Annotated in this window: 7 protein-coding genes and 4 tRNA genes; 6 read left to right on the forward strand and 5 right to left on the reverse strand. The window is 16.7% G+C overall.

Annotated features, from left to right (window positions below; all coding sequences use genetic code 11):
* Positions 1–44: 44 nt before the first annotated feature.
* From lon to AACL00_RS01490, 5 genes are all read right to left on the reverse strand, one after another.
* A complete protein-coding gene (lon, locus tag AACL00_RS01470; protein WP_339044922.1) occupies positions 45–2,354 on the reverse strand; it encodes an endopeptidase La in 2,310 nt (769 codons plus the stop codon).
* Between the two features lie 58 nt (positions 2,355–2,412).
* A complete protein-coding gene (gene clpX, locus AACL00_RS01475) occupies positions 2,413–3,474 on the reverse strand; it encodes an ATP-dependent Clp protease ATP-binding subunit ClpX (protein ID WP_339044925.1) in 1,062 nt (353 codons plus the stop codon).
* A gap of 163 nt (positions 3,475–3,637) precedes the next feature.
* Positions 3,638–3,711 (reverse strand) — tRNA-Ala (locus tag AACL00_RS01480).
* 12 nt (positions 3,712–3,723) lie between these two features.
* Positions 3,724–3,796 (reverse strand) — tRNA-Ile (locus tag AACL00_RS01485).
* A 119-nt stretch (positions 3,797–3,915) separates the two neighbouring features.
* A tRNA-Val gene (locus AACL00_RS01490) sits at positions 3,916–3,987 on the reverse strand.
* A gap of 121 nt (positions 3,988–4,108) precedes the next feature.
* Here AACL00_RS01490 and ppsA point away from each other — a divergent pair.
* The 6 genes from ppsA to AACL00_RS01520 all read left to right on the forward strand — a co-directional run bounded on the left by ppsA (position 4,109) and on the right by AACL00_RS01520 (position 11,919).
* Positions 4,109–6,520, forward strand: a complete 2,412-nt coding sequence (ppsA, locus tag AACL00_RS01495; RefSeq protein ID WP_339044927.1) for a phosphoenolpyruvate synthase — start codon at positions 4,109–4,111, stop codon at positions 6,518–6,520.
* Positions 6,521–6,808: 288 nt separating this feature from the next.
* Entirely contained in the window at positions 6,809–7,876 is a 1,068-nt protein-coding gene (rlmN, locus tag AACL00_RS01500; protein WP_339044930.1) for a 23S rRNA (adenine(2503)-C(2))-methyltransferase RlmN, read from the forward strand.
* A 32-nt stretch (positions 7,877–7,908) separates the two neighbouring features.
* Positions 7,909–9,213 (forward strand): histidine--tRNA ligase, encoded by a 1,305-nt coding sequence (hisS, locus tag AACL00_RS01505; protein ID WP_339044931.1) that lies wholly within the window; start codon positions 7,909–7,911, stop codon positions 9,211–9,213.
* Positions 9,214–9,237: 24 nt separating this feature from the next.
* A complete protein-coding gene (der, locus tag AACL00_RS01510) occupies positions 9,238–10,581 on the forward strand; it encodes a ribosome biogenesis GTPase Der (protein WP_339044933.1) in 1,344 nt (447 codons plus the stop codon).
* A gap of 94 nt (positions 10,582–10,675) precedes the next feature.
* Positions 10,676–11,824: an ATP phosphoribosyltransferase regulatory subunit gene (locus AACL00_RS01515; RefSeq protein WP_339044934.1), complete on the forward strand. Its 1,149-nt coding sequence runs from the start codon at positions 10,676–10,678 to the stop codon at positions 11,822–11,824.
* A gap of 5 nt (positions 11,825–11,829) precedes the next feature.
* Positions 11,830–11,919: transfer RNA gene (locus tag AACL00_RS01520), tRNA-Ser, on the forward strand.
* The last annotated feature ends 17 nt before the right edge of the window (positions 11,920–11,936 follow it).

Below are 11,936 nucleotides of genomic sequence, written 5' to 3' on the forward strand. Positions count from 1 at the left end.
AATAATATTTAATTAAAATATATAAATTAAAAATAATTATATTTTTATTTATTTAATAAATTTATTTCAGTTTCTAAAGAAACTTTTAAAACATCTTCTATATAATTAATAGGTAAAATTTTTAATTTTTTTTTAATTTTTTTAGAAATTTTTTCTAATATTTTTATATTTTTTTTAGGAATAATAACTGTTTTAATTTTATTTTGATAAGCAGCAAAAATTTTTTCTTTTAAACCACCAATTTTTAATATTTCACCTCTTAAAGTAATTTCTCCTGTCATAGCAATGTTTATATTGATAGGAATATTAGTAAATACTGATATTATAACAACAGTTATAGCAATACCTGCAGATGGACCATCTTTAGGAATACCTCCTTCTGGAATATTAATATGTAAATTATTTTTTTTAAAAATTTTTTTATTTATTCCTTTTTTTAATAAAATAATTTGTGCAACAGTATAAGCGGTATTAATAGATTCTTTCATTACTTTACCTAAAGTACCTGTAGTAATTATTTCTCCATTTCCTGGTAATATTACTGCTTCTATTGTTAATAATTCTCCTCCTATTTCTGTCCATGCTAATCCATTTATTTGTCCTATTTGATTTTTTTTATTTGTTAATTTTTTATCAAAAATAGGTATTCCTAAAAATTTTTTTAAATTTTTATTAGTAATGGTGATTTTTTTTTTTTTTTTATTTAATGTTAATATTTTTACAACTTTTCTACAAATTTTTGAAATTTGTTTTTCTAAAGATCTAACTCCTGCTTCTCTAATATAAAAATTAATTATTTTTTTTATTGCTGATTTAAAAATTTTAATTTCTTCATTTTTTAATCCATTATTTTTAATTTGTTTAGGTAATAAATGATTTAAAGCAATTTTTATTTTTTCTTCTGGAGTATAACTTGATAAATTAATTATTTCCATTCTATCTAAAAGTGCTGGATGTATATTATAAGTATTAGCAGTTGCTATAAACATTACTTTTGATAAATCAAAATCTACTTCTAAATAATGATCAGAAAATGTATTATTTTGTTCTGAATCTAATACTTCTAGTAAAGCTGATGCAGGATCACTTTTAAAATCTATACCTAATTTATCAATTTCATCTAATAAAAATAATGGGTTATTTACTTTTGCTTTTATTAAATTTTGTATAATTTTTCCAGGCATTGAACCAATATAAGTTTTTCTATGTCCTCTTATTTCTCCTTCATCATGAACTCCTCCTAAAGATATTCTTATAAAATTTCTATTTGTTGCTTTAGCTATAGATTTACCTAAAGAAGTTTTACCTACACCAGGTGGACCAATAAAACATAAAATAGGACCTTTTAGATTATTTATTCTTTTTTGTACCGCTAAATATTCTAATATTCTTTCTTTAATTTTTTTTAAACCATAATGATCAGAATTTAAAATTTCTTGTACTTTTAAAATATCATTATTAATTATTGTTTTTTTATTCCAAGGTAAGCTAATTAATGTTTCTATATAATTTTTTGTTACACTAGATTCTGAAGACATAATTGGCATTAATTTTAATTTTTCTAATTCGCTTATAGATTTATCAAATGCTTCTTTAGACATTTTAGAAGAAAAAATTTTTTTTTTTAATTTATAAAAATCATTTATATCATTTGAATTTCCTAATTCTTCATTAATTATTCTTACTTGTTCATTTAAATAATATTCTCGTTGAGATTTTTCCATCTTTCTTTTAATTTTATTAAAAATTTTTTTTTTATAATCTAAAATACTTAATTCATTATTAAGTTTTTTCAATAAAATTTTTGTTTTTCTAAAAATATTTAAAGTTTCTAAAATTTTTTGTCTTTCTTTTATTGTAAATAGTAAATAATATGAAATTATAAATAAAATTTTATTAATACTTTGAATTTTTTTTAAAGATTTTGTAATTTTATAATAAAATTTATTACTTGTTTTTGTATAAATTTCAAATTTATTTAAAATAGAATTACGTAAAGTTTTAATTTCTTTTCTATTATATTTAAATTCTTTAATTTTTAAAAAATTTATTAAAAAAGATTGTTTATATTTTATTTTAAAAATTTTTATTTTTTTTACGCCTTGAATTAATAATTTTAAATTTCCATTTGGAAATTTTAAAAATTGTATAATTTTAGAAATACAACCAATTTTATATGTATCATAATTTTCTTTATAGTTTTTATATGCAATAAGTATAATATTAATATTTTTATCCATAGCATATGTTGCGGTTTTAATAAATTTTTTTTTTGTAATAAATAAAGTAATAATCATGTTAGGAAACATTACAATATTTTTTAAAAATAATAAAGGTAATTTATTTATTTTCATTTTAAAATTCCTTAAAAAAAATATATATTATATAAATATAAAAAATTTTATAAAAATTTTAATTTTTATATATAATTATAGGCTTATTATTTATAACAGAATTTTTATTAATTAATATTTTTTTTATATTTTTTTCATTTGGAATTTTATACATTATATCTAATAATATATTCTCTAAAATAAATTTTAAACCTCTAGCTCCTATTTTTTTAGATAATGTTTTTTTAGCTATTTTTAATAAGGCTAGATTTGTGATTTTTAATTTTATTCTATCAATTTTAAATAATATTTTATATTGATTAAAAATTGAATTTTTTGTATCTATTAAAATTTTTTTAATAATTTTTTCATTTAATTCATTTAATGTAGCTATTACTGGTAATCTTCCAATTAATTCAGGAATTAAACCAAATTTTATTAAATCATCTGTTTCTATATTTTGCATAATTTTATTATAAGATAAAATAGAAGATTGTTTAATAGAAGTAAAAAAACCAATTTTTTTTTTTCCTAAACGTTTAGAAATTATATTTTTTAATCCAGTAAAAGTTCCACTACAAATAAATAAAATATTTGAAGTATTTACTTGTAAAAAATCTTGATTAGGATGTTTTCTTCCGCCTTTAGGAGGAACATAAGAAATTGTTCCTTCTATTAATTTTAATAAAGCTTGTTGTACACCTTCACCAGAGACATCACGTGTAATAGATAAATTTTCTGATTTTTTAGAGATTTTATCAATTTCATCTATAAAAATAATACCTTTTTCTGCTTTTTTAATATTAAATTCACAATTTTGTAATAATCTTTGAATAATAGTTTCAACATCTTCACCAACATAACCAGCTTCTGTTAAAGTTGTAGCATCTGTAATAACAAATGGTACATTAATAGCTTTTGCTAATATTTGAGCTAAAAAAGTTTTTCCAGTTCCTGTAGGCCCTATTAATAAAATATTAGTTTTATATAAATTTATGCTATTTTTTTTTTTAAAAAAAAATAAACGTTTATAGTGATTATAAATAGTAACTGATAATATTTTTTTAGTTTTTTTTTGACCTATAATATATTTATTTAAAAAAATACAAATTTCTTTAGGTGTTGGAAAGTTAAATTTCATTTTTTTTAAATTAATAATTTTTTTTATTTAAAATAATAAATATTTTTTAAAAAAATATAGAATATATAAATTAATAAATTAATAAATTAATAAAATTTAATATATATTATAAATGTATGTAAATATTTTTAAAATGTTAATATATTAAAAATATCTTAATAAGTGGAGGTTATCGGAATTGAACCGATGACCCCCTGCTTGCAAAGCAGGTGCTCTACCAATCTAAGCTAAACCCCCATTTTTCATATTTAGGCCTAGTTGGTTTTGAACCAACGACCTTCGCGTTATCAACACGATGCTCTACCAACTGAGCTATAGACCCTTTTTTATTATATAAAATATTTTTAATATTATAAAAAATGTAAAAACAAATAATTTTTTAAAATGATTATTAATATTTTAATAATTTATTAAATATTATTTTTATATTTTTTTAAAAAATAGGTGCTGAGAGAATTGAACTCACGACCCATGCCTTGTAAAAGCATTGCTCTACCACTGAGCTAAGCACCTATTTTTATACATTATATTATAATTTTATTAAAAAGTATATATAATATATATATTTTTAAAATATTATTTATAATAAAAAATAATTTAACTAAATAAGTTTATATTAAAATTTATAATAAATATGTTAAATAATATACAAAATAATTTATATAAAAAAAGAAATTTAATTTTTTTAAAAGATATTTGTATAAATGATATAAATTTTGTAGGTGGTAAAAATGCTTCTTTAGGTGAAATGATTAATAAATTAACTAATATTGGTGTATTAATTCCTGATGGTTTTGTTACTACATCATATGCTTTTAAGAATTTTTTAAATCAAAAAATAAATAAAAAATATTCTTTAAAGGAAATAATTAAAAATTTTTTAAAATTATTAAAAATTAAAAATGTTAAAAATCTTAAAAAAATAGGTTATAAAATACGTAAATTTATTATTAAAACTTCTTTTACAATAAAATTTAAAAAAGATTTTTTTTTTTTTTATAAAAATTTTATTAAAAAAAAAAAAAAAAAATCTTTTGCTATTAGATCTTCTTCTACATTAGAAGATTTAAATAATGCCTCTTTTGCTGGTCAACAAGAAACTTTTTTAAATATTTATGGAATTAATAATATATTAAAAGCTATAAAAATAGTATTTGCTTCTTTATATAATAATAGAGCAATTTCATATAGAAATTTTTATATATTTGATAAAAAAAATTTTTATATTTCTGTATGTATACAAGAAATGGTTCGTTCTGATATTGGAATATCAGGTGTTATGTTTACACTTGATACAGAATCTGGTTTTGAAGATGTTATACTTATTAATTCTAATTATGGTTTAGGTGAAACTATTGTTCAAGGTATAGTAAATCCAGATGAATTTTATGTTCATAAAACTACTTTAAAAAAAAATAAATTTCCTATTATTCAACGTAATATTGGTTCTAAATTATTTAAAATGAATTTTAATAATTCTATAAAAAATTTTAGTAAAACTACAAAAATTACTAAAACTAGTAAGTTAATGCAAAAAAAATTTTCTTTAACTAATAAACAAATTATAAAACTTTCAAAATTAGCATTAATAATAGAAAAATATTATAAATATTTAATGGATATTGAATGGAGTATAGATGGTTTAAATAAAAAAATTTATATTTTACAAGCTAGACCAGAAACTATTAAATCACAAAGAAAAAATATAAAAATTCAAAAAAATTTTCAATTTAAAAAAAAAAAAATTTTAACATTTGGAAAATCAATAGGTCAAAGAGTTGGTTTTGGAAGAGTAAAAATAATAAATAATTTTTCTGATATATATTTAATAAAAAAGGGTGATATCTTAGTAACAGATATAACAAATCCAAATTGGGAAATAATAATGAAAAAAACTTCTGCTATTGTAACAAATAGAGGTGGAAAAACTTGTCATGCAGCAATTATAGCTCGAGAATTAGGAGTACCAGCAATAGTGGGATGTATAAATGCGACAAAAGTGTTAAAAAAAAATAAAATTGTAACTGTTTCTTGTTTAGAAGGTGAAGAAGGTAAAGTATATGAAGGTTTATTAAATATAAAAGTTATAAATTTTAAACAAACAAAAAAAATTAAATTGCCATTAAAAATTATGATAAATATAGGTAATCCTAAAATGGCTTTTGAATTTTTTTCAATTCCTAATAATGGAATTGGTTTAACAAGATTAGAATTTATTATTAATAATTATATTAAAATTCATCCTAAAGTAATTTTAAATTATCCAAATATTAATAAAAATTTAAAAAAAATAGTTGATTTAATATCTTATGGTTATTCTACTCCTAAACAATATTATATAGAAAAATTAACTGAAGGTATTAGTACTATAGCTGCTACTTTTTGGCCTAAACCAGTAATTATACGTTTTTCAGATTTTAAATCTAATGAATATAAAAAATTATTAGGTGGTAAAATTTATGAGCCTAAAGAAGAAAATCCTATGATTGGTTTTAGAGGAGTTACTAGATATTTATCTAAAGATTTTTTAGAATCTTTTTTAATAGAATGTAATGTAATTAAAAAAATTAGAAATGATATGGGTTTAACAAATATACAAATAATGATTCCATTTATTAGAACTTTAAAGCAAACAAATAAAATAATTAAATTATTAAATTTAAATAATTTAAAGAGATTTAAAAAAGGATTAAAAATTATTATGATGTGTGAAATCCCTTCAAATGTTATTTTAGCAAATTTTTTTTTAAATAATTTTGATGGTTTTTCTATTGGTTCAAATGATTTAACACAATTAATATTAGGTTTAGATAGAGATTCTGGTATACGTTTAATATCAAAAGATTTTAATGAAGAAAATTTAGCTTTAAAAAAAAAAATTAATAAAATTATAAAAATTTGTAAAAAAAATAATAAATATATTGGAATTTGTGGACAAGGTCCTTCAGATAATATTTTTTTTACAAAATGGTTAATATATAAAAAAATAAATTCTATTTCTTTAAATCCTGATTCTGTAATTAATATATTACAAAGATTAATATAATAATATTATTAAAAATATATATTAAAGATATAAAAATAAATAAATTTTATAAAATTTTAAATTAAATATAATTATTAAAATATAATAAAAATATAATTATAAAAAATATTTTAAATAAAAATATTAAAAATATAAATATATTTTTATTATTAATTAATAATTATATTTATTAAAAATATTAATTAAAAATAATAATTATTAAAATTAAATATTTTTTTTATAAATAAAAAATATTTAATTTAAATAATTTTATTTTTTAAAAAAATAAATTTATATTTATTATTAATAATGTTTATAAATATTTTAAATATAAATATTGATATTTTTAAAAAATATATAAATAAATTAGAAAAAAAAAAATTTTGTGCTGATCAAATTTTAAGATGGATATATAAATATAATATTAGAAATTTTAATGAAATGACTAATATTTCAAAAAAAATAAAAAGAAAAATGAATATGTTATTTTATATTTCTATTCCTAATATTATAAATAAAAAAATATCTAATGATGGTGTTATAAAATGGCTTATGGGTTTTAATAATAAAAATTATTTTGAAACAGTATTAATAATAAAAAATTATAAAGCTACATTATGTATTTCAAGTCAAATAGGATGTATAATAAAATGTTTATTTTGTTATACAGGTAGTTTAGGTTTTAAAAAAAATTTAAATATTAGTGAAATTATTGGACAACTTTTACAAGTTAAACATGAATTAAAATATAATAATTTTTTTTATTTTATTAAAAATATTAATATTACAAATATTGTTTTTATGGGTATGGGTGAACCTTTATTAAATTTTAAGAATGTTTTAGCTACTTTAAAAATAATAACAAATATTAATTTATTTGCAATTTCTAAAAAACATATTATTTTATCTACAAGTGGAATAATACCAATGATAAAAAAATTATCATTAGAATGTCCTGTATCATTAGCAATTTCTTTACATGCTTCTAATAATAAATTACGTAATAAATTAGTACCAATTAATAAAAAATATTCCTTAAAAAAATTATTAAAATCTTGTAAAAATTATATAAAATATTCTCCTAAAAAAAATATTACTTTTGAATATTGTATGTTAAATAAAATAAATGATTATAAATATCATGCTTATGAAATATTAAAATTAATTTATAATAAAAAAAAAAAAAAAATGTTAAATTGTAAATTTAATTTAATTCCTTTTAATATTTTTCCAAAAACTAATTTTAAAAGTTCTTCTGAAAATAGAATTAAAAAATTTGCTAATATATTAATAAAAGCTGGGATTATAACTACAATTAGAAAAACTAAAGGTTTTAGTATTAATGCTTCATGTGGTCAATTAATAGGTAAATTGTAAAAATATTTTAAATATATTATAAATATATAAAAATGTATTCTAAAAATAAAAAAATTTTAAGTGTTAAAGGTATGCATGATATTTTACCAATAGATATTGGTATTTGGGAATTTGTAGAAAATACAATATATAATATATTAAATAGTTATGGATTTAAAAAAATAATAACTCCAATAGTTGAATATACAAATTTATTTAAAAAAACTTTATATGGTTCAAATGATATTTTTTTAAAAGAAATGTATTCTTTTCAAGATAAATTAAATGGTGAAAAATTAACATTAAGACCTGAAAATACTTCAGGAGTTATTAGATCAATAATAGAACATAATTTAATACATTATGGAATAAAAAAAATTTATTATTCTGGTGCAATGTTTCGTCATGAAAAACCGCAATTTGGTAGATATCGTCAATTTCATCAAATAGGTGCTGAAGCTATAGATTATATAGGACCAGATATTGATGCTGAAATTATTATAATGTGTAATAGAATTTGGAAAAAATTAAATATAAAAAATATAATATTAGAAATAAATTCTATTGGTGATATAGAAGATAGAAGATTATATAATAATGATCTTATTATATTTTTTAAAAAATATGAATATATGTTTAATTCTAATGAATTAAAAAAATTTTATTCAAATCCTATTAGTATTTTTGATACAAAAAATTTAGAAATAATTAAAATAATAAATTTAGCTCCTAAATTATATAATTATATTAATAATAATTCTATATATCATTTTGAAGAAATTAAAAAAATATTATTAAATAATAAAATTTATTTTAAAATAAATAATTATTTAGTAAGAGGAATAAATTATTATAATAAAACAGTATTTGAATGGAAAGATAAAGATAAAAATTATTCACAAAACACAATTTGTGCAGGAGGTCGTTATGATTATTTAATAGAAAAAATAAGTGGAAAAAATATTCCAGGATGTGGTTTTGCTATAGGAATGGAAAGATTAATAGAAAAATTAAAATTTAATAATTTTAAAAAAAAAGAATATAAATATGATATATATATTATATATAAAGGTAAACAAGCTAAATTAAAATCTTTTTTATTAGCTGAAAAACTTAGAGATATAGGAAAAAAAGTTATTTTACATTGTGAGCATAAAGAAAAAAATTCTAATATTAAATCACAAATAAAATTAGCAAATAAAAATAAAGTAAAATATTCTATAATAATTGGAGAAAAAGAGATTAAAAATAATACAGTTATTATTAAAAATATGAAATATTTTTTTAAAAAAAAACAGATAGAAATTCCTTTATTAAAAATAATTGATTTTTTTAAAAATAAAAAATATAATTTATAAAATATATTATTTATATATTAAAATATGTTATATACTTTTTCTATTATAGGTAGAACAAATGTTGGAAAATCAGTTTTATTTAATAGATTAACTAATACTAAAAAATCTTTAGTTGCTAATTTTTCTGAAACTACTAGAGATAGAAATTATGGTATATGTGTAATAAATAATTATAAATTTATACTTATTGATACTGGAGGATTTAATCCTCATATAAAAAATGGAATACTTTATGAAGTAGCAAAACAAACTAAACAAGCAATTTTTGAATCTGATTTAATAATATTTTTAGTAGATGGACGTTATGGATTAACTTTTAATGATAAAAATATTGCTATATTTTTAAAAAAATATAATATTACTACTATTTTAGCAATAAATAAAATAGAACATAAAAAGCATTTATCAAAAATATATGATTTTTATGAATTAGGACTAGGAATACCTAGTATAATTTCTGCTTTACATGGAAAAGGTATAGATAGTTTAATAGAAAAAATATTTAAAATAGTTAATTTAAAAAATAAATTACAAATAAATAAAAAAAAAGAAATAAATAATAAAATTAGTAATTCAATTATTTTTTCTGTTGTTGGACAACCTAATGTTGGAAAATCGACTTTAATTAATAAACTTTTAAATAAAAATCGTGTTATAGTTCATGATTTTCCTGGTACTACTAGAGATTCTATAGAAATAGAATTAAAATATTTAAATAAAAAATATATTGTAATAGATACAGCTGGTGTTAGTAAAAAAAATAAAAAAAATAATTTTATTGAAAAATTTTCAATTATTAAAACTTTAAATTCAATTAAAAAATCTAATGTAATATTATTAATGATAGATGCAACTTGTAAAATTTCTGTACAAGATATAAATATAGCAAAATTTATTTTAAATTTAGGAAAGTCTTTAGTAATTGCTTTTAATAAATGTGATTTATTAAATTTACAAGAAAAAAAAAATATTAAAAATATTTTTAATATAAAAATGAATTTTTTATATTTTGTAAATTTTTTTTTTATTTCTTCATTAAATTTAATAGGCATTAAATTATTAATGAAAGGTATAAATAAAGCTTATTTATCTTCTAAAATAAAATTTAAATCTTTTGAAATAAATAAAATTTTAAAAAATGCAATAATTTCTCATCCTCCTAAAAAAAAAGGATTTTTTAAACCAAAATTAAAATATGCTCATCAAGGTGGTAAAAATCCTCTAATTATTGTTATTCATGGAAATTCTTTAAATTTTTTAGAAAAAAGTTATAAACGTTATTTAATAAATTTTTTTTTAAAATCATTTTTTATTGTTGGTACTCCTTTAAAATTAGAATTTAAAAATAGTTATAATCCTTATAATTAAAATTATTATTATAATATAATATATAATAAAATATAAATAATTTTTAAAATTTATTAAATTAAATAATTAATTTATATTTTATAATATAATATATATGAATTTTTTTTTGGAAAATACTTCTAATATTTTACCACCTCAAGCTAGAAATATAGAAAAACTTCGTTATAAATTATTATCTTTTTTTCAAAAATTTGGATATATAATGATCACACCATCATTATTTAAATATATTAATTTTTTTTTTTTTAAAAAAAAAATTAAAGAAAATATAAATTATAATTTATATAAAAAATTAAAAAAATTTTCTAATTTTTTTTTAAAAATTAAAAAAAAAAAAATTTTTGAAATTTTTAAAATTGCTACTTATCTTTTAAAAAAAAATTCTATAATAAAAATATGTTATATTAATAATATTTTATATACTACTAAAACATTAAATACATATATAAAAAAAGAATTTAATGAAATAGGTATAGGTATATATGGAAAAAATAATTTAAAATTTGATATTGAAATTCAAGAATTAGCTTTATTAATTTTAAAAAAAATAGGAATTTTAAATATTAAAGTAAGTTTGTGTCATACAGAAATTTTAAAATCAATTATTAAAAAAGATTTGATGGCTAAAAAACAAGAAAATTATTTATCATATTTATTATTTACTAAAAATATTTTTAAATTAAAAATTTTAACTAAAAATTTTTTACCTGAAGTAAAAAAAAATTTATTAAAAGTTCCTTATTTATATGGAAATATAAATATTTTAAAAAAAGCTAAAAAAATTTTTTTATTTTTTCCTAAAATTATTAAAGCTTTAGAAGAATTAGAAAATTTAATTAAATTAATAAAAAATAAAAATTATATTATAGATTTATCTGATTTTAACAATTATTATATGTATAATGGAATTATATTTAATATATATCATTTAAATTATTCTAATTCTATTATAGAAGGTGGAAGATATAATTTTTTTACAAAATTTTATAAAAGAATAAAATCAACTGTAGGATTTACTATAAATTTAAAAAGAATTTTAAATTTAATTTTTAAAAAGAAAAAAAAAAAAGCTATATATGCGCCATGGTGTAATAATTTATTATTAAAAAAAAAAATTTTAAAATTGCGTAATATTGGAGAAATTGTTATTCAAAATATTTCTCATATTAATAAATATTATGAATATAAATTTAATAGAATTATTAAATTTAAAAAAGGATTTTGGGATATTTTATATTTTTAAAAATTGGAAGTGTGGCAGAGTGGTTTAATGCTCAGGTTTTGAAAACCTGTGTGTAGTTTTATACTTCACCGTGAGTTCGAATCTCACCACTTCCTAAGAATAATAAATAAAA

Source organism: Candidatus Zinderia endosymbiont of Aphrophora alni (assembly GCF_964019745.1).
GTDB lineage: Bacteria > Pseudomonadota > Gammaproteobacteria > Burkholderiales > Burkholderiaceae.